This is a genomic window from Stenotrophomonas nitritireducens, assembly GCF_001700965.1.
Lineage (GTDB): Bacteria > Pseudomonadota > Gammaproteobacteria > Xanthomonadales > Xanthomonadaceae > Stenotrophomonas > Stenotrophomonas nitritireducens_A.
In genome coordinates this window covers 3,079,850-3,099,025 of the sequence record NZ_CP016756.1, presented here as the reverse complement: position 1 = coordinate 3,099,025, position 19,176 = coordinate 3,079,850, and the positions used below count along the sequence as shown (strand labels likewise).

Annotated in this window: 17 protein-coding genes; 1 reads left to right on the top strand and 16 read right to left on the bottom strand. The window is 64.5% G+C overall.

What is annotated here, in order from left to right:
• Nucleotides 1-18: 18 nt before the first annotated feature.
• Entirely contained in the window at nt 19-738 is a 720-nt protein-coding gene (locus tag BCV67_RS13010; RefSeq protein WP_065868124.1) for a fimbrial biogenesis chaperone, read from the bottom strand.
• Nucleotides 739-804: 66 nt separating this feature from the next.
• Nucleotides 805-1,344 carry a fimbrial protein gene (locus BCV67_RS13005; RefSeq protein WP_062169355.1) on the bottom strand — a complete coding sequence of 180 codons (540 nt, stop codon included), beginning with the start codon at nt 1,342-1,344 and terminating at the stop codon, nt 805-807.
• A gap of 424 nt (nt 1,345-1,768) precedes the next feature.
• Between BCV67_RS13005 and BCV67_RS13000 the strand changes: the two genes are divergently transcribed.
• On the top strand, nt 1,769-2,134 hold the full coding sequence (locus tag BCV67_RS13000; RefSeq protein ID WP_062169357.1) for a hypothetical protein: 366 nt from the start codon (nt 1,769-1,771) through the stop codon (nt 2,132-2,134).
• Nucleotides 2,135-2,294: 160 nt separating this feature from the next.
• On the opposite strand, the gene BCV67_RS12995 is transcribed toward BCV67_RS13000, so the two are convergent.
• The 14 genes from BCV67_RS12995 to BCV67_RS12930 form a co-directional block, all read right to left on the bottom strand.
• On the bottom strand, nt 2,295-3,737 hold the full coding sequence (locus tag BCV67_RS12995) for a lipid II flippase MurJ (RefSeq protein ID WP_062169359.1): 1,443 nt from the start codon (nt 3,735-3,737) through the stop codon (nt 2,295-2,297).
• Nucleotides 3,738-3,739: 2 nt separating this feature from the next.
• Nucleotides 3,740-4,537 carry an acyltransferase gene (locus BCV67_RS12990; protein WP_231732395.1) on the bottom strand — a complete coding sequence of 266 codons (798 nt, stop codon included), beginning with the start codon at nt 4,535-4,537 and terminating at the stop codon, nt 3,740-3,742.
• 20 nt (nt 4,538-4,557) lie between these two features.
• On the bottom strand, nt 4,558-5,955 hold the full coding sequence (locus BCV67_RS12985; protein WP_062171782.1) for an O-antigen ligase family protein: 1,398 nt from the start codon (nt 5,953-5,955) through the stop codon (nt 4,558-4,560).
• On the bottom strand, nt 5,952-7,055 hold the full coding sequence (locus tag BCV67_RS12980; RefSeq protein WP_062169363.1) for a glycosyltransferase family 4 protein: 1,104 nt from the start codon (nt 7,053-7,055) through the stop codon (nt 5,952-5,954). Before BCV67_RS12980 ends, BCV67_RS12985 begins: the two co-directional genes overlap by 4 nt.
• The gene (locus BCV67_RS12975) at nt 7,046-8,248 is read right to left on the bottom strand and encodes a glycosyltransferase family 4 protein (RefSeq protein WP_197430014.1); all 1,203 of its coding nucleotides are present in this window, start codon (nt 8,246-8,248) and stop codon (nt 7,046-7,048) included. The genes BCV67_RS12980 and BCV67_RS12975 overlap by 10 nt, the downstream gene beginning before the upstream one ends.
• The gene (locus BCV67_RS12970; protein WP_062169365.1) at nt 8,248-9,597 is read right to left on the bottom strand and encodes a cellulase family glycosylhydrolase; all 1,350 of its coding nucleotides are present in this window, start codon (nt 9,595-9,597) and stop codon (nt 8,248-8,250) included. Before BCV67_RS12970 ends, BCV67_RS12975 begins: the two co-directional genes overlap by 1 nt.
• A complete protein-coding gene (locus BCV67_RS12965; RefSeq protein ID WP_062169367.1) occupies nt 9,594-10,760 on the bottom strand; it encodes a glycosyltransferase in 1,167 nt (388 codons plus the stop codon). Before BCV67_RS12965 ends, BCV67_RS12970 begins: the two co-directional genes overlap by 4 nt.
• Nucleotides 10,761-12,743, bottom strand: coding sequence for a GumC family protein (locus BCV67_RS12960; protein ID WP_062169369.1), 1,983 nt, complete (start codon nt 12,741-12,743; stop codon nt 10,761-10,763). It lies immediately after the preceding gene.
• On the bottom strand, nt 12,740-13,525 hold the full coding sequence (locus BCV67_RS12955; RefSeq protein ID WP_065868123.1) for a polysaccharide biosynthesis/export family protein: 786 nt from the start codon (nt 13,523-13,525) through the stop codon (nt 12,740-12,742). The genes BCV67_RS12960 and BCV67_RS12955 overlap by 4 nt, the downstream gene beginning before the upstream one ends.
• A complete protein-coding gene (locus BCV67_RS12950; protein WP_062169373.1) occupies nt 13,522-14,448 on the bottom strand; it encodes a glycosyltransferase family 2 protein in 927 nt (308 codons plus the stop codon). Before BCV67_RS12950 ends, BCV67_RS12955 begins: the two co-directional genes overlap by 4 nt.
• Nucleotides 14,448-15,818, bottom strand: coding sequence for an undecaprenyl-phosphate glucose phosphotransferase (locus BCV67_RS12945; RefSeq protein WP_197430021.1), 1,371 nt, complete (start codon nt 15,816-15,818; stop codon nt 14,448-14,450). The genes BCV67_RS12950 and BCV67_RS12945 overlap by 1 nt, the downstream gene beginning before the upstream one ends.
• 356 nt (nt 15,819-16,174) lie before the next feature.
• Nucleotides 16,175-17,344, bottom strand: coding sequence for a nicotinate phosphoribosyltransferase (gene pncB / locus BCV67_RS12940; protein WP_062169377.1), 1,170 nt, complete (start codon nt 17,342-17,344; stop codon nt 16,175-16,177).
• A 137-nt stretch (nt 17,345-17,481) separates the two neighbouring features.
• Nucleotides 17,482-18,315 (bottom strand): glycosyltransferase family 2 protein, encoded by an 834-nt coding sequence (locus BCV67_RS12935; protein ID WP_062169379.1) that lies wholly within the window; start codon nt 18,313-18,315, stop codon nt 17,482-17,484.
• Complete coding sequence (locus BCV67_RS12930; protein ID WP_062169381.1) at nt 18,312-19,175, bottom strand: glycosyltransferase family 2 protein; 864 nt, start codon at nt 19,173-19,175, stop codon at nt 18,312-18,314. Before BCV67_RS12930 ends, BCV67_RS12935 begins: the two co-directional genes overlap by 4 nt.
• Between the last annotated feature and the right edge of the window lies 1 nt (nt 19,176).

Sequence of the window (19,176 nt, the reverse complement as noted above, 5' to 3'; positions counted from 1 at the left end):
TGGCACTCGTGCCCCGGCTCAGCCGCCCGCGTCGACGCTGACGGTATGCTCGGCCCGTCCACCGTAGTCATTGATACTGATGAATCGCACGCGCTCGACCCTGCCACTCACACTCAACTGCAGGTCCTGGTGCGGTCCGATCATTTTTCCCTGCTGCTCCACGCTGCGCTGTGCACCACCATCGAGCACCTGCACCTCAGCCAATGTCACGTTGTAGGGCGTCGAATTGCTTACGCGCAGCACGTCACCTTCATGACGCCAGCGCAGTGCAAGCGGCGCCTCATTGGCAGTGCCTGGCAAGCCTCGCGGCCGGTAGAAAAGTTTTATCCGCGAGCGGAATGCCACCTGCAGATAGTTCTGCTCGTCACCGCCAGCCTGCGGCGACGGCGGCACATCCAATACGTTGAGCCAGAACACCGATTCGCGGTCTGCTGGCAGGTCCGCTCCGGTGAAGACCAGGCGCAACGCCTGGCTGCGCCCGGGTTCAACCCGGCTGATGGGCGGCGTCAGCATGAAGGGCGCGTCGCTGTTTTCCGCAGTCTGGCTCTGGTCGCCACTGTCGACCCAGGCCTGCACCAGCGAAGGAGACTCCCCGACGTTGTCCACCTGCACCGTCACTTCCCTGGCCTGGGCCGGGTAGATCACACGCGTACCGTTGATCACTACGCCTGCCAGCGCCTGCAGCGGGCAAACGGACGCCAGGCCGGCGAGCAGCACTCTCGATAGGAAAATCGTCACAGCCAGCCCCCTGAAGGAACACCGCCGGCCGAACCTGCGCTCGCCGGCAAGCGAATATGCCGGGGATCAGTTGTAGATGATCGTGTACTTGACGCTGCTGGTAACTTCACCCGGCGTGGAAGGACCGGTGGCGTAGTACTCGACGAAGTAGTTCAGGTCCGCCGAGCCGCCGGCATTGACCGTTACCCACTGCGAGTTGGCCTGCGTACTGCCCGCACCTGCACTGACCACCGGCAGGAACAGATTGTTGGCGCCCAACAACTGCAACTGGACCTTCGTCGCGGCAGCGGTGGTCGCCGCGTTGTTCAAACGCCCGGACCCAAGATCCACGGTCGCACCAGGCTCGAAGTAAGTAGCCACCTCGCCTGGATTGCAATCGGAAATATTGATCGAAAACGGCGTGCGCCCTGCAACCTGGCCAGCCGCTGCGAGCGTACTGCTGGATACGGTCGGCAAGGTAACGGTGAAATCGGTACCTTGCGGCGTCACGATGGTGCAGGTCTTGTCGGTGATTTCACCGTTGAACGTGATGGTGCCATCGACCGCGCGTGACGCGAACGGAACAGCCGCGAGTACGAAAGCTACACAGAGAGTGACAGTGCGCATTGCGTTTACCTTGCCCTGGTGATTGGAGAGAGTGCGGAGGGAAACAAGCGATCCGGAGCGGTACCTCACCGGTTTGCACCGTGGTGAGAACGCAGCGATCGCCTGTCAGGTCCGGGAGCGAACGTTAGCAATTAATAGTGTGACGACCTCCACAAAAATTGCGAATTGACTTGCCGCCGCTGCTTAGACGTGGAAGCCAGCAACTTCCGCATATCGATCGATGGGATAGAGCTGCCCAGTTTCACCACCTGGCCCCTTGAAACCGCCGAACAGCGTCTGAAAAAAACACCTGTCATCAATTGGAAAAACGCGCCTTGATGAAAATCACCTTCGCTGCGTGATCGCCTCCAGCAGAACGGCACTTTGCGTCTTCTGCATTGCGATGGGCGGGCGCTTACTGAAGGCCCCAACGCGGAGCGCCGCCATGAACCGTTCTTTCCTGCTTGGCGTTGTACTAGTTGCGATCAGCGCACCGGCGCATGCCAGTGGTGGCACGGTGCAGTTCAGCGGCCGGATAACCAGCCCGGGCTGCGCGACCACACTTGAAGTGGAGGCACAGCAGCTGCGCCTGGATGACTGCCCGCGTGCAACCCAGGGCGCGGCCATCCGTGTGGAAACCCTGGACACGGGCAGCAACATACCGGTCGGCTCTGCTGCCGATCCGTATGCCGCGACCACCTTGATGGCGCCGCTGCCACAGGCCCAGCAACGGCTGTTCTCGATCCAGTACCGGTTGGCTGCACAGTCAACGAGCAGCAGTGGTTATCTGGTACAGATCACTTATCTGTAACCGTCCACTTCAGAACAGCCACGGCGCTGAGCACACCGTGGCTGTTGTCGGTGGCCCATTGAAACTGCGCAGCGTTGCCAGGCACAGTCGAATGGGCATGCAGAACGCGCGGTTCAAACGCGTTGCATGAGCGTCAATGTCGGCTGTTCAAGCCGCCCACTCAAGTCAACTTCGCCGGAACAACCGTCGGCGCACGCGCGACGCGTAGGCACCAACTTCCCAGCAACAGCAGCCATGCCAGCGCGTACAGCGCAGCGGCGGAAATCTGCAGCCACACTCCCGTTGAAAGCCAGAACAGCGGCACCGCCCCGGCCAACGCCAGCATCGCCAGTACCGGCAATCGCCGCATCAATGGATCACCCAGCAGCGCGTAGCGCCGCAGGAACAGCAGGGCAGTCACCAGACATCCGGCCAACGCAGCCCAGGCAATACCGGCAATGCCCGTCACTGCCGGCACCAACGCCAGTGCCAAGGCGTTGACCGCGCTGCCCGCCAACTCATAGCGCATCGGCAAGACCGTGTTACCGATGGCGTAGGCGTAACGCGCGAGCAAGGCATTCCATGCGCCGAAAACAATCACGCATGCAAACCACGCCAGCAACATCGGCAACGGCCCGTGCTGCATGCCGGAAGGCAGCAGAACTTCGACCAGTGACGGCGCACTGCCAATCATGCCGGCTGCAGCAGGAATGGTCATTGCCGCCGTCAGCAGCAGACCAAAGCGCAAAGCAGCGCGCCGCGCGGCGAGGTCTTCATCCAACTGCGCCATGCGCGCCAACACAACCTGGTTGAGACTCATCAGTGCGACCAAAGGCAGGTTGACCAGCTTGCGCGCCAGGTTGACCAGGGTGATGGCACCTTCGCCGAGGAAAGAAGCGCAGATGCGCTCCACAAGCACGAGCCCCTGGCTGGCACCGGCGCTGGCAAGCAGTGGCCCCAGCCGGGCATACAGATCGATAGCGTCGCGCCGCCGCCAATTCCAGCGCCACGGCCGCCAGCCACCACGCCACAGCAGTGGCAACACCGACAACAGCATCAGTGCGGCACCAGCAACGAATGCCCACGACAGGCTGCGCTCATCGCTTGCCCCACGTTGCTGCAGCAACAACAGCACCGGCGGCAGGTTGTAGAGAAACGAGCCGAGACCGGCCACCAGAAAACGTTGCTGGGCCTGGCCCACCGCCGCTGCCAATGCATGCAGCAGCAGCATCGGTATCACGCAGGACAGCACCAGCAGACTGGATTGCGCAGTGTGCTGCGCCGCAGGCGCCAGCCCCGGACCGATCAACCTGACCCACAGGCCTGCAGCCACTGCCAGTACCAGGCTGATCAGCACACCGGTCAACAACACGCTCGCCACCTGGGTGGAAACCCACCCGCTGCGGCGCTCCACATCCAGCTGTTGATACAGCGGCAGCGCGGCCGACGACAACAGGCCCGCGGCCAAGGTCATGCGGATGGCTTCGGGCAGGAACAGCGCCACCAGAAAACCATCGGTACGTGCACCTGCGCCCCAGGCATCAACCAGCAGCCACTCGCGGCCGAAGCCGAGCGCAAGCCCGGCTACCGTCACCACCGTCAACCAGAGCGTGGTGCGGAACATGCTCAGTGCAGCAGCGTCAGGATGTTCTTGCCACCCACCCGGTAGGACAGGTTGTGCGGCCTCTCACCCATTGGCTTGGCCCCGGTGCCGCCGATGATTTTGTAGGGCGGCACGTCCTTGGCCACCACGGTATTGGCGGTGATCACGCAGCCACGGCCAAGGTGCGCGCCATGCGCGACGAGCGCGCGGCTGGCAATCCACACGTAGTCTTCGATGATGATGGGCGCGGAAACCGACCAGAACTCCGGTGCGGTCAGATCGTGTGAGCCGGCAATGATCAGCACGTGCGAAGCGATGGCAACATGGTCACCGATGCGCAGGCCGGCGCGGGCATCGATCTGGCAATGCCAGGCAATCACGCTGTCCTTGCCTATCACCAGATTGTTGACGCCCAGTACTTCGGTGTTGCGCCATATCGTGGAACCCTCACCGATCTTCGCGCCGCCGATGCGCAGCCAGGTCAGCCGCACCCAATGGAACGGCACCTTGTTGATGGCGATGTTGTAGACCTGCTCCCACAGGCGCAGGCAGCGGTCCTTGAAGGTCGGCCAGTTGATGCCATAGCGCGGCACCAGCTGCGCAGGAACCTCGGTCTTCAGCACGTGGTAGAGCTGCTTGCCCAGTGGATGCTGCAGCTGCGATTCGATATCCACCGAGCAGATCGATACCCGCACCTGATCACCGCTGGCTTCCTCGAATGCGCCCTCGTTGGCCAACAACCAATCGTAGGCCTCGGCCAACGCAGCCGGCGTTACCTGCATGCGGGCCGCATAGTCGCCCAGCCGTGCACGCAGATCCATGGAATGAAAAATCCGGTGTCTCATTGCTGCTTCCTCAAACTCGACAAAGGCTGGCCAGGGGTACCGGAGGGCACCGAGGCCGCACTCTGCAGGCCAAGACCCATCAGCAGCCAGAACAAGGCCACCAGCACCATGGTGAAACTGTAATAGTGATCGATCAGCCCGGTCAGCAAGGCCGCTACCAGGCCGGTGGTGCAGCCCATCCACAGCCCGTTGCGTCCATCCACCGTGACCACCTTGCCGCGCGGCCGTACCTGTCGCCACCAGCGCCAGGTCACCACGCAATACAGCAGCATGCCCAGCACTCCCAGCTTGTACATGTAGTACAGCCACAGATTGGAGATGCCGAGCAGGCCACTGCCCGGCACCGGCGGTTCGGTGCGGAAGCCGATACCCAAGGGATAGCGCGCCACCGCCTCCGGGAAACGCTTGTACTCATCCACACGCACCTCGGTACTGGCATTGTCCGATGAGAACATCGTTGCCAGACGGTCCTGCAGCGGCGCATAGGTCAGCGCCAGCACCCCGCCGAGGATGATGCCGGCCATGACCATCGCACGCGCATAGGGAACCCGCAGCCAGGACAGCCAAAGCAGCACCAGGCCGATGGCCAGAATGGCGCCACGCGAACTGCTCAACAGCAGGGCCGCACAGCCGAGCACGGCCACTGTCGCGCCCAATGCGCGCCGCCAGCCGTGCTGGTAGAGGCCGTAGAAGGCCGCCAGTGGCACGAACATCGCCATCGCACCGCCGGTCAGGTTGGGGTGAACCCAAGGCGAGCCCAGGCGCGCGTTCTCGGCACTGAAAATATCCAGCAACGCCTCCGGGTGCGCGTAGTGCATCTTCTCCAGCACTGGAATCATGTCCAGCGCGCTGCGTGATTTGACGAACATCCCCAGCGACAGCAGCAACATGGCCAGGTTGCCCAACAGCAGCATCACCATCAGTTGTTCGCGCTGCTTTTCCTGCGACAGCATCAGCGGTGCCAGCAACAGCAGCGACAGGTTGGCCAACCAGCGCACCCAGTTGACCGGGCCATTGCCATCGGCCACCACCATCACCTGGCCAACCAGGAACGGCAGCACACTGAACACCATCAACAACAGCAAGCCACGCTCGACGCTACCCCACTGCGGCCGCTCCAGCCGCTGGAAGAACAACTGCAGCGCCACCCCCGCCCAGGTCAGCCCAAGCATCGCCTCGGCCAGGGTGAAGCGGAAACCCACCTGCAACGTGCTGAACGGCATGAAGGTGGCCACCAGCGCGAACAGCGACAGTCCCACCATCGGCCAACGCAGCACCACCAAGGCGGCCGGCAGCCCCGCCAACACCACGAAAAACTTCGACGGCGGCAGGAACAGCAGCAGGCTGCCGAACAGCAGGCCGCACAGCACGGCGACAGTGGTGCCCAGCCTCATCGCCATGCCTCCTGCAACAGCTGCGCCACCCGTTGTTGATAGGGGCCGGCGCTGTAGCGCTGTGCGGCCAACATCAGGGCGCCAGTGGATTCCTGCTCGGCGCGCCCCGCTGCCGCAGCCAGCAGCGCGCGGCGCAGCGCGGCCGCGTCCTGCGGATCAAACCGCAGCGCCTGTGCCGGCGTGATCTCATCCAGCGCACTGCCGGTGGCGACCGCGACCGGCGTGCCGCAACTCAATGCCTCGATCACCGGCAAACCAAATCCTTCGGCGGTTGCCGGGTGCAGCAGGCGTCCGGCGTCGTGATACAGCCGCGACAGCTGCGCGTCGCTCAGGCCGCTGCGCCAGTGCAGGCCAGACAGCGCCGCCAGTTGTGCAGGGACATCGGCAGGGTCACCGATAAGTACAAGATCCGGGAGCGCGTGGCCGTCGACGCGCAGCGCGTTCCACTGCTGCAACAGGAACGGGATGTTCTTGCGTGGCTCGCGGGTGCCCACCACCAGCCAGTAGCGCGCGGGCAACGCCGGATCGGGCGTGGGACTGGGTGCCGCCAGCGGCAGTACCGCATTGGACAGCACCGAGGTGCGCTGGGCAGCACGCGGATACAGCCGTGCAAGCGCAGCGGCGCTGAACTGCGAAGGTGTCCAGATCGCGTCGGCGCCGCGCACCGCGTGCCCAATAAGAAAACGATCCATGGCGCCATAGACACGCCCGTGCAACCAGCTGGCATGACGGCCGGGCAAGGTCAGCTGGAACACGTCGTGCAGCAACAGTACCTGCCTGCGCAATGTAGGCGGGCGGCGCAGCGGCAAACCACTGTTGGCGGTGGCGATATACAGATCGACGCCGTGCTGCCGCAGTGCGCCCGGAAGGAAGCCGAGCTCGAAGGCCAGCCGCGAACGCGGGCGATGCAGGCCGGCGCTGGCCGGCGTCGCAGGCGGGCAGATGGCCAGCTGCCGGTGCGGATGCCCTTCCGGCGCCATGCTGAAACGCAGCAGCTCGCAGCCTTCGGCCAACAGCGCCTGCTCAAGGGCCAGCACCTGCCGGGCAATACCCGAATGCGGTGCGGCGGTGACCGGCCGGTAATCGATGCCTATGCGCATGTCAGCCCGGCGTACACCGCCTCCAGCTGATCTGCGGAACGCTGCCAATCGTGTTGCGCGCGTACATGGTCACGGCCCGCCTCACCGGTGCTGTGCGCCAGCGGTGCATTGGCCAACAACTGCAAGGCCGCAGCAACCAGCGCCTCCGTGTCCACCCCGCCCTGGTAATGCGTGCCACGCTGCACATCCAGGCCGGACACTGCCTGCGGCGTAGCGACCACCGGCAAGCCCGCCGCCATCGCCTCCAGCACCTTGAGCTTGGAACCGCCACCATCGCGCAGCGCAGCCAGGAACAGGCTGCTGCTGGCCTGCACCGGCTGCAGGCTGGGCACGAACCCAAGCCACTCGATACGCTGATCCGGCCAACGCTCGGCCCATTGCGCCGGCAATGCGTAGCCGCAGAGGCATAGACGTACCTGCGGTTCCGCCGCCCATATCGCCGGCATGATCTCGTCCAGCAGCCACTCCACCGCATCGATATTGGGCGCGTACTCGAAGTTGCCGACGAACAAAATCCGCCGTGCGGCATGATCAGCCATCACCTCCGAGAACGCCCCGGTATCGGTGCCGTTGACCACCACCGCGACCGGTTGGCGGCTGTAAGCCGCCAGCACCCGGGCATCGTCCTCGGTCATCGCCACCACCTTGCGCGCGGCGGCAACAACCCGGCGCTCCCAACGCTGGTAACGCCAACGGTCCAGCCGCGCCAATGGCCTGAACACCGCCGGCAGACGACTGTAGGTCACCTCTGCCAGCGTGGATTCGACATTGTGTTCGCTGAGCAGGAAACCGCCTTGATGCTTGCGCAGTGGGCCGCGGCACGGCTCGAACATATAGGAGTGTTCCAACTGCACGACATCCCAGGGTTGCTGCAGCAACTGCTCCAGCGTACGGCTGAAGGCTGGCGCGTAGCCGTTGACCGAGGCCAGCAGCGGTGCCGGCGACAGCAGCCCGGCGAGCATGGTTTTCATTGAGCGCAGCGGCCGCCGCTCAAGCACCACCAGCCGTTCCAGCAGCGGTTCCAGCTGTGCCTGGGTCGCGGCATCCAGCGGCACTTTGCTTTGCACCAGCAAGGTAATGCGATGCCCACGCGCGGCCAGGCAGCGCAGCAGATGGTACTGGCGCAGTTTGCCGCCGCTGGTAGTCGGCCACGGCAGATACGGCAGGATCCACAGGATGTGCAGCGGCCGCATCACCACTCCAGTACCGACAGCGAGGTCGACACCGGCACCTGCACCGCATCGCCACTGCCCAGTTGCTTGCGCGCCCCCGTCAGCACGTCGTGCAGCACCGCCTGGCTGAGCCCATCAACCTGGACCTGCCCGGGTTGCGCCGCCCAGAACAACCACAGCCGGCGGCCGTCCGGGCGCTGCCAGCCAATGCTGATCAACCCCGGCGCTGCGCCATTGAATGCCGGTGCCTTGCCCGGCACCAGGCGCGGCCCGGTGATCTGCAGCAGCCGCTGCACCGCGCTGTATACCGGCTTGGCGTCGCCGGCTTCGTCGAGCAGACCATAGCGGCGGTCGCGCGCGCCTGCACGCTTGTCCAAGTCACTCAGGGCAAACAGGAAAATCTTGTCGTAATCCAGCGCACTCATCAACGCCAGACGCCGGGTAACGAAGTCGGCCTGCCCCTGCGCACCGATGATGGGCTGCTCTTCCTTGGGCCCGGCATAGCTTGACCAACCCCATTCGTCGGCCCATATCTCGCCCGCACCGGCGGCGCGCAGTGATGCATTGCCTTGGCGGGCGCGCTGCACGAAGTCCATCGCGTGCGCATCATCGCCCTCCGGATACAGCGAGTACGGGTGGTAGGCGGTGATCACGTTCAGCGAAAACAGCCCGCCCTTGGCAAGCGCTTCCACCATCAAGGCGCCGTTACGGGTAGGCATCTGGCTGAAATAGCCCATGCCGCCCAGGACGATCTTCCGGCCCGGGGCTTCGCGGCGCATTGCCTGCACGGTGGTCAGCAGCAACTGGCCGTAAGCGGCAGGATCCTCGCGGGGTTGCCAGAATGCGGGCAGGTTGGGTTCGTTCCACACCTGCCAGGCCACCACCTTCGGGTAACGCTGAGCCAGCTGCACCATGGCGCGCGCATACAGTGCAGGATCCTTCGGCGGGTACTGGTCAGGATTGGGGCTGCCCGCCGGTGCCGAGGTGGCATGCGGTGCCGAGCCGACCAGATACACCTCGGCCTGCAGGCCGCGCCGCTCCATTTCCGCCATCAGCGGATCAAGCACATCCCAGCGGAACTGTCCTTGCCGCGGTTCGATGGTGTCCCAATGCAGATCCACCCGCACCCACTGCAGGCCCAAGGCCTGCAACTGATCCATCTGCTTGCGGTAGCGGGCCGGCTCGAACCACAGGAAATGCGCATTGACGCCCAGATAGTCCGCCCACACCACCGGCCGCGGCGGCACCAGTTCCGGTCCGGCCCGCTCGCCTTTGGCGCAGGCGCTGACGCCCCACAGCAGCGTGCCAGCCAGCAACACCGCGCCCAGTACCCGCGTCAGCCGCATCTTGAACACGCCCGGCTCTTTCATCGCTTACGCTCCACTACCGATGCGAACAGCGCCGCAAATTCATCTGCAATCGTCGACCACTGACGTTGCCTGCCCAGCGCCGATGCCGCCACCGCCCATTCGCGGGCCAGCAATGGCGCATCCAGCAATGCAACAATCCGCTGCGCCAGGGCCTGGCTCTGGCCCTGGGCAAAGACCACCCCGTTGTCGTACGAAACTTCTTCGGCAAAGGCGCGCGCGTCGGACGCTATCACTCCACGCCCGCACGCATTGGCCCACGACAGCGCACCACTGGTGCCGCGCATCCTGCCGAGCAGCGCCAGCTTGCGCGAATCACGATACGGCAACACCATCGCGTGGTGCGCCTGCACGCAAGCGGGTATTCCCTCGGCTGGCAGGTCGAGCTGCCACACGATCCGCTCCGCGATGCCCAGCCCGCCGGCGAGTTCGCGCAGCTGTGTCAGATAGTTGCCACGGCTGCCAAAGGCCAGCTCGGGTGACGAGCCACCGGCCATGGTCAACACCAGCCGCGCCTGTGGCCGGATGCGGAAAACCTCGGCCACAGCTTCGAACAGATCTTCGATGCCCTTGCCTGGGTAGATGAAGCCGAAATACAGCAACCGTACGACGTCGTCCGAGGGCAGCTCCGCCGGGGAGAACAGTGGATTGCCATGTGCGATGAAGTGAACCTTGTCCGGTGCGCTCCGCATCCGCTCGCGCAGGCAGGTAGCGCCGGTGCGGGTCAAGGCCACCATTGCATCAAGGCCTGCTGCCAGCTTGCGTTCGCGCGCGAGCGTGCTGCGGTCCTGTGCCAACGCCAGCAGCTGCGGCAGCGGTCGCGGCCACGTCGCCACGCGGCGCAGAACGCCGCGCGCAGGGTCCGGCGAACGCCATACCAAACGTTCCGGATCATGCACGGTCGCGCTGCTGGCCAGCTGCGGCCAGCGCGCACGCAGCTGCTCGAGCGCGACGAACTCCGGCCCACGGCCGCCGCCCAGCTGTGCATGGACGATGTCCACGCCCTGCCAGAAATCCGCGTCGTGGGTATCCCAGCCCGCGCCGTCGCGGTGCGGTGGCACCTGCACGTCCACGCCCACGCCGCGCAGCGCCTGCATCCACGCCTGGGCATAGTCGGCAATACCGTTCTGCAACGGCGGCAGTGGCGCGAGCAGGGCGACTTTCACTCAGTACGCCCCAAGCCAGCGACTGATGGGCTTCCAGAACCTGGCAGGAATCTCGAACACGCGCCGGTTGAGCACGATGCCATCAACCCGGCCCAGCGCGTCGCGCAGCAGCGCCAAAGCACTTTCCACCGCGGGAACGGTAGTGCTGCGTGCCTGCACGACCAGGACGATACGGTCGCAGCCGCGCAACGCTATCAGCGCATGCTCGTCGCTCAATGGCGGCGCCTGCACGATGACCATCTCGCCGGGCTGGGCCGGCAGTGCGCCCTCGCGCACCGTATAGCCCTGCTGCCTGAGCACGATGGCCAGGCGCGAGGCGATGAAGCTGACGCCCTCGCCGGAACGGCTTGACGTCAAACCCAGCGACAGCCCGCGCTCGGCAATCTGCTCCAACGGCAGCCGGCAATAGATGCGATACAGCGCCGCGCGCAGTGCTTGCGAGCCATCCTGGTCGCGTTCAATTTCCGGCACCGTGGCCAACAGCGGCACATTGAAGGTTTTCTCGATGCGGCCGCCGTCGTGGATGCGCTGGTCCAGCAGATACAGCACGAACACCACCACCAATGCCACGGCCAACGCCACCGGCAGGGTAAGCAGCAACATCAACATGCTCTTGGGGAAAACCCGCGACGGGGTGAAGCTCGACTCACCGACCAGCGCCACATTGCTGAGCCGGTTGCGGTTCAGATCACGGATCACACGCGCCCGCAGCAGGTAGTCCGAATACTGGGCGAAGGTCTTCTCGGCCGAACCCAGTTCCAGGCTGAGCCGCGACAATGACGGCTCGGCCGACATCACTTCCTCGCGTGCGGCCTGCAGCTGCTTGAGCTGTTCGTCGATCTCGGCGATGTTGGCGTCGATCTTGGCAACATTGATGCGTGCGTCCTGCATGTCCTGGCGCAGGCGGGTGCCCAGGGTATTGGGGGCCATGTTGCGCGAACGCACCACGTTGTCATTGACCGCGGCGATCTCCGCTTCCAGGCCGGCAATACTTTCATCCAGCGCCCGCACCGGCGGCGCGCCTTCCTTGAAATTGCGCAGCAGATCCAGGCGCTGCTGCTTCAAGCCATTCAACTTCAGCTTCAGGTCTTCGCGGGCGGGATTGAGGCTGATCTCGCGCTCGGTCATCACTTCACCGGCCACCGCCGGCAACTGCCGCCCGGCCGCACCGAGTATCCCCCGCAGCGCTTCGCGCTCGGCCTGCAGCTCGCGGCGCTGGCGATAGAGCTTCTGCAGCTGATCGGTCACATCTTCGATACGCTGTTCGACACTGGTGGCATCGATGACCCGCAGCCGATCACGCAACTGCTGCTTCAGCTTGATGATGGTGTCGTTGAGCTCGGTGTTCTGCTGCTGGTAGAAATCAAACAGGGCATCGCCGCCGGCGGCATTGGCGCGCTCGTCGAAATACGCATCCACCCAGGCCCGCGAGATGCCCTGTGCCACCTGCGGATCGCCCCAGGTCACACGCATCTCCATCACGTTCGAGCCCGGGTCATGGCTTACCGCCAGCCGCTTTGCCAGGCGCGCTGCCAGACGGTCCTCCGGCGGCGCCTTGTCCATCAGGCCCACCCCCACGAACACGTCGCGGACCAGTTCCTTGCACCAGGCGGCCGCCTTTCCAAGCTGGAACTTGAAACGCGCCCAGCCACCCTGCGGCGGCACCGACGACATGGCCAGATAGGCCTTGGCAACTTTCAGCATGACTGGCGCACTGGTCGCCATTTTTTCCTCATCCAGCAGCGGATCACGCTGCGGGCTCTGCTGCACGAAGCCCGACTCCGGGCCCGGCTGCACCGGCAGCTGCACGCTGGCACTCTGGGTGGGCTTGACCAGCAGGCGTGCGTCGGAAACGTAGCGGTTGGGCAGCAGGAAGGCACCAGCAACCACCACCGCGATGGTGACCAGCAAGGTCAGCCGGAACTCGCGCGCGAAGATGAAAAGAAGACGCAGCGCGTCGCGAAGACTACGGACCTCGATCACGGCACGCTCCCATTTGGGTTGTTGATCCGATAGGACGGCTCGTTTATCTGATAGTTCGCCGATGCGCCAAAGCCGCGGAACATCAGCAGCTGGCCCACATACATGTCCACCCGCTGGATCGCATTGCCGATCCGCGAGCTGGGCACGAACACCAGGTCACCGTGCTGCAGCTGCACCCCTGCCTTGCCGTTGGTGGCCGGGCTCAGCAGCTGCGCATAGTCGAAGAAGTACACCTGCTGCACGCCGTCGTCGTCCTGGCGGACCAGCGCCACGTGGTGACTGTCGGCGGTTGGCAGCACGCCACCGGTGGCGGTGATGGCCTGCGGCACGGTCACCGCCGACATCAGGTCGAACGCTCCCGGGTTGCGCACCGCGCCACCCACATATACCCGGCTGCCGGGAGCCTCTGCGATATTGATGGTCACCCGTGGCTCACGGTAGATCGCATCCAGCCGCTGGCTGACTTCCTCGCCGATCGCCTCGGGGCTGCGCCCACCGGCTTTGACGATGCCGATGAAGGGATAGGCGAAAGTGCCGTCGGGCCGGACCCGGTACAGCGTCGCCTCGTCCTTCTCCGCAGGTGTCTGTGCATCACGCACGATCCGCAGCACGTCACCGACATGCACCTTGAGCATCGGCTTGGGCAGCTGCTCCGGGCTGAAATTGCTGATCTGGCGCTCACCGATGACCTTGCTGGCGGGCAGTTGCACAACATTGGACATCGCACACGACGTCGCCAAAAGAGTAAGCAGCGCCGGCAGCACCAATCGCAGGGATTTCATGATTTGCTCCAATAGCCGGTAAACATTCCGATGCGTCGCTTCAGGCGCAGCGGCAGATGCCGCTCCATATGCCCAAGACGATAGCCGATGAATTTTGCAGCGGTGCGCAGCAGCGCGCCCGGTACGGCGGCCAGTACGCCGGCGTGGCGCAGCGCCTGCAGTTCGGAACGGACAAAACGCCCGCCCTCGTCGCCTGCCCCGCCAAAGTTCTGCCGTATCCAGCGTTCGCGTGAATAGAACACGCCGATGTCGAAGTAGCGCCTGAGCTCCTCCACGATGGTGTAATCGTGCGAGTGCCAGGCCTCGGCCGCAGCCACGTAATTGACCGCGTGGCCGGCCAGCAGCATCCGCGCCGCGACATGCGTGTCCTCGGTGCCGATCACATCCTGCGGGAAGCCACCAATAGCGGCCAGCAGATCGGCGCGGTAGGCGCAGAACGCGTCGGAGCTGAAACAGGTCTTGATACCCAGTTCGGCAGCGTCACTGCGGCGCTTGATGCGGCCCTGCGGCGGATAGTTGAAGGCACGTGCATGCCGCGCCAGAACACCGGCCTCCGGGTGCGGCAGCTGGCGCCCATAGGCCACGCCCACATCTTCGGCGGCATGCACACCGTCCACCAGCGCCTGCAGCGCGTTCGGCGGCACCGGTATGGCGTCCTGGGTCATGTAGATCAGCACATCAGCGTCGACCAGTCCGGCTGCGAGGCGGCGTGTACCGCCATGGTTGAAGTCGCGCGGATCGATCTCCACCACCCGCGCCCCGTATTCGCGCCAACGGGCGACGCTGCCGTCACTGGAGGCGCTGTCGATGATCAGCAACTCGTCCGGCTGCAGCGATTGTGCACGCAGCGCCGGCAGCATCCGCGCCATATGCGGCTCACCGTTGCGCACGGGAATGATCAGGGCAACACGTGGCCGGGCCATCAATAGGCCGCCTTCATCGACAGCACCGCCGGCAAGGTGCGCAGCAGGATGAAGGCATCCAGGCCAAGCGACCAGTTCTCGATGTAGGCAAGATCATATTCGACACGTTTCTGCAGCTTCTCGACGGTATCGGTCTCACCACGGTAACCATGTACCTGCGCAAGGCCGGTGATGCCGGGCTTCACCTTGTGCCGGGCCACATAGTTGGCCACGGCCTCCTCGAACAACACGTCTGCGGCCTTGGTCGCCGTGGCGTGCGGGCGCGGGCCCACCATCGACATGCTGCCGGCCAGTACATTGAACAGCTGCGGCAACTCGTCGATGCTGCTCTTGCGGATGAAGCGGCCGACCCGGGTGACGCGCGGATCGCCGGCGCGGGTCTGGGTCTGCGCATCCATGTCACGCTGATCGTGAAACATGGAGCGGAACTTGTAGACCTCGATCAGCTGGTGGTTGTAGCCATAGCGCCGCTGCCGGAACAGAACCGGGCCGCGTGAATCGAGCTTGATCGCAACCGCCACCAAGCCCATCAGCGGTGACAGCAGCAACAGCGCCAGGCTGGCGAGAATGATGTCCTCGGCCCTTTTATAGGCAGGCGCCCAACCCTTCAACGGCGGCTCGGACACCACCAGCATCGGAACATCGGAAATGTCAGCCACGCGCGGCAAGGCGAAATTGAAGGCCTGCATTTCCGGCACCAGGAAGACCTGCACCGGCATCTTCCTGAGCAGCTCCACATAATGGTGGTTGCGCCCTTCCGCCACCGCTGGCAGCGCCATCAGCACCTGGTCCACCTCGTTGTTGCGGATCAGCTGCTCAAGCAAGGTGAAGTTGCCAATCAGCTGTGGGCGGAGGTGCGAGCTGATCCGCTCCGGGCTGCGGTCGTCGATGAACCCCAGCAGGCCACTGGCGATATCCACGTTCTGCTGCATGTGCTGCGCGAGCCGGCCGCCGTTCTCCGTTGCGCCCAGAATCACCGAGCGCCCCACAAAGTGGCCCGCGCGGATGCGACGCTGGAAGAACGCCAGCATCAACAGCCGCCCCAGCACCAGCAGCAACAGGGTCGTCAGGTACCAGAGCAGCGCCATCTTCACCGGCAGATAGGCAATCACCCGGAACACCGTATGCAGCATCAGCACCAGGCCGAAGCTTGCCGACCAGGCCACGATCGTCGAGCGGATCAGTACCCGGTTGCTGAACATCTCCCGCCCGTACATGCCGAAGGCAGTGAACACCAGCAGGGTCAGCAGGCCTGCCAGCAGGGCCAACACGCCATAGGTGCGTATCAAGGCGCCGTCATGCACGCCCATCAGCAACAGCACCAGCGCTGCGGGCGAAACCGCCGCACAGAAGTGGAAAATACGTGCCATCAGACGCGACCAGCGCATCACTATCGGACGTGTATTTGCAAACAACGCATCTGAGAACGGTAAGCGCATTACGACGTCAGACACCTGTGCTGATCAAAACCAAGCAGGCGCACACCTTCAAAACCTGGCGGAAACGCATTCAAAGCGATGCCGCCGGCTTGATCCTGTGAGCCACCTGCCCCCCTGCAGACAACCGTCCGGCGCATCAAACGACGAGCACGGTGTACCTGGCCATCTGTTCCATGGCCGCTACAATAACGTGACAGCACTCACGTTTATAGGGGTACAGGCGCGACGATCAGCTTCGTTAAGGAAACAATTGCAGTTGTCAAGACGAAGTGACAGGGATTTGACGCTTACTGAAGCTCGAAAACCTGCCGCAGATAGGACAGGTAACCGGGGTCATCGCACATGCTCTTGCCGGGCGAATCGCTGAGCTTGGCGACCGGCTGGCCATTGCAGCGGACCATCTTGATGACGATGTTCAGCGGCTTGGGGCCCAGGTCGTTGGTCAGATGCGTGCCCACGCCGAACGCTACCTGGCAGCGGCCACGGAAGTAGTCGTAAAGCTGCATCACCTTTTCGATGTTCAGGCCATCGCTGAACACCAGCACCTTGTTTGTCGGGTCGACGCGGTTGGCCTTGAAGTGGGCAAGCATGCGATCCCCCCAGGCAACCGGGTCGCCGGAGTCGTGGCGCACGCCGTCAAACAGCTTGCAAAAATACATGTCGAAATCGCGCAGGAAGGCCTCCAGCCCGACCACGTCGGACAAGGCAATGCCCAGGTCGCCGCGGTACTCGCGCGCCCACGATTCCAGTGCCGCCACCTGCGAATCACGCAGCCGCGGGCCCAATGCCTGGAAGGCCTGCAGGTACTCATGCGCCATCGTGCCGTGCGGGGTCATGCCGTACATGCGCGCGAAGTGCACGTTGCTGGTGCCGACAAATTGCGAGCCCAGCGCATCACGCAGCATCGGCAGCATCATGCCGTGCCACTTGCGCGAATAGCGGCGGCGCGAGCCATAGTCGGCGATGCGGCAGTTTTCGAATCCGGGCGTGTCCCGCAGCAACGCGGTCTTGGCCTGCAGGCGGCGCTCGCCTTCGGCGAAATCAGCCGCGGTGGTGTTGCGGAACCACACCTCGTTGATGATCGCCAGCAGCGGCACTTCGAACATGATGGTGTGCAGCCACGGGCCGGTAATATCCAACTCGATCTCGCCCGGCACGGTAGCCGATGCCTGCAGGCTGATGTACTTGCGGTCCAGGTGGAACAGCCCGAGGAAGTCGGCGAAATCCGGCTTCACGAAGCGCAGCCGGCGCATGTAGTCCAGCTCCTCGGCGGTGAAGCGCAGGCTGCACAGATGATCGATTTCGGCGTTGATCTCGTCCAGATGGGCGGCCAGATCAATCCCCGGCGTGCGGCATTTGAACCGGTACTGGACGGTGGCACCGGGATACTGGTGCAGTACCGCCTGCATCATCGTGAACTTGTAGAGGTCGGTGTCGAGCAGGGATTGAATGATCATGCCCCGCATTATGCGCTGGCAGGCGGCTGCGTTCCTGCCAGCGGCGGACGCTTGTTCATGGCCTGTCGCAGACGCAGCGGTTAGGGCTGCCGGGGGTTCCGGGATGATGCTGGAAGCCCCTCTCCCCAAGCTGCGCTTTACTTGAGCAGCAAACGCGGCACCTGCAGCAGCGCATGTGCCCAGATCGCGCACCACACCCCTGCCCGCACCAACATGCCGCGCTGCTGCGCTTCGAACTTGCGGAAGTAACGCCACAGGCCGCGATGCTTGTGCCATTCCACGAAGAATGGCCGCGAACGGCTGGACACACCGCGCACATGCAGCACCTTCAGGTCATTGGCGATAGCCACCACCGCGCCGGTCTGGCGCGCGCGCCGGCACAGGTCCAGGTCTTCGGCATGCAGGCGGTACCCCTCGTCCCAGCCATGCAGGCGATCAAACAAGCCGCGCGGCATCAGCAACAAGGCGCCGGACAAAGCCTGTACCTGCTGCAGCGGCATGCCTGGGTCTGCCGCCACGGCCAGACGCGAACCGGCACCGGGCCTGCGCAGCATGGCCGCGAAATCCGGATCACGGCGGCGTACCGCCGGGTCGGCGATGCCGTCCTCGTCCACCTGCTCCACGCCCAGCAGGCAATCGCCTAGAGGCCGGCCCAGATCACGGAGTTGCGCCAACGTCTGCGGCTCCACCATCAAGTCCGGGTTGACGAAGGCCAGCCACGGCGCATGGCATTCGCGCGCGCCCTGGTTGCAGGCGGTCGCGAAGCCCGGATTGTCCGGATTGGCGATGAAACGCACGCGGTTGTCGGCCAGCGCATGACGCTGCGCGATTGCCAGCGAGCCATCGCGCGATTCGTTGTCGACCACGCGGATCTCGGTGACGTCCTGCGCCGCACGCAGGCGCTGCAGGCACTCATCCAAGGTGCTCGCACTCTGACAACTGACCACCACCACCGCAATCGAATCGCTCACACCGGCTCCGCGCCTGGAAGGGAACCACAGGCGTCGAACAGGTCGGGCTGGGCTTGCGGCATTATCGCCTGCTCGCACAACTGCTGCAGCTGCTGGCGGTGCGCGCGCAGCGGGTCATCCATCAGGAATGCGGCCAGCCGCGCGGTCCATACCGGCCAGCGATTGGCCAGCACTTCCATATCGCCTTCGGCCGGGCGACCTTCGCTCTGGCGGCCGACGAAGGCGTTGTCACACAGCACGTTACGCCAGCCCAGGCCGCTCATGCGCAGGCTCAGGTCCACCAGCGCCGCATACCACGAGCCATAACTGTGGATATCCAGGCCGCCGGCGCGGCGTCGCGCACTGCCGCGTATCAATACCGCGTGGGTCACCGCGGACGGCAGCTCCGGTTGCAGCAGCGGCATTGCCGCCAATGCCTGCGCCAAGCGCGCCGGATCTGCAGGCATGGGATTGAGTTCGCCTGCGCGCGGCCACGACACGGCTTCGCCGGCGTTGCTCCAGGGCGTGGCGGTGGCGATGGACGCGTCGCGTGCCAGGCAGTCGCTGAGCTGCTGCAGCCAGCCTGCCATCGGCAGTGCATCGGGTGCCAGCACTGCCACATCGGCGTCGCCGCAGGCCTGCAGCATCTGATCCAGATGCGCCGCTTCGCCCAGCGCGCGCGGCCGCCGCGTGTATTCGGCCTGCAGCCGGGTGCTGGCCAGCCAATGTTCGATCACCGCCTGTCCGCGCGGCCCGCTCTGGCCATCATCGGCCAACCACACCGGCGTGCCGGCCGGCGTGTGCCGTTCCAATGCGGCAAGGCAGGCATCAAGCGCCGCATCATCCACGCCCACCGGCAACAGAATGACCGGCAGTGCCATG